The sequence below is a fragment of the Acetobacter okinawensis genome (assembly GCF_002153655.1).
Taxonomy (GTDB): domain Bacteria; phylum Pseudomonadota; class Alphaproteobacteria; order Acetobacterales; family Acetobacteraceae; genus Acetobacter; species Acetobacter okinawensis_A.
Genome location: NZ_JOPJ01000024.1, coordinates 1 through 453, shown reverse-complemented (window position 1 = coordinate 453; position 453 = coordinate 1). Strand labels below are relative to the sequence as shown.

Below are 453 nucleotides of genomic sequence, written 5' to 3'. Positions count from 1 at the left end.
CAGCAGCAACTGACTGATCTGGAAAAAACACTGGCGGCCGAACGCCTGAAAATCCAGCAGACCTATGCGGGGGATTCTCTCGCACAGCTTGAGCAGTACAGCAGCTCGGCGCTGCAATCCGTCACATCCGTGTTTTCCAGCCTCAACACCTATGCGCAGGGGCTGGCTACGTCCGATGCCTCGCCCCTGTCCGTGCAGGCTCAGTATGGGGTGGCCAATGATAATCTGACCTCGGATTATCAGAAGGCCATGGGCGGGGATTACGATGCGCTCTCGCGCATGCAGTCCGATGCCCAGTCCTACCTGACGCTGTCCAAACAGTGGGAAGGCTCGGGCACAGGCTATGCGGAGGACTTCCAGAGGGTGGTGAGCATGCTCCAGAGCCTTGGCAATCTGGGCTCGGACACGTTCACGGCCTCTCTGGCCAAAACCCTGTTCCAGCAGAACACGGAT

General features: G+C 58.9%; 1 protein-coding gene. It reads left to right on the top strand.

Annotated elements, in window-relative coordinates; genetic code table 11:
• Nucleotides 1–453 (top strand): hypothetical protein (locus tag HK26_RS13485; RefSeq protein ID WP_180539494.1); only part of this gene is annotated, 453 nt, incomplete at both ends.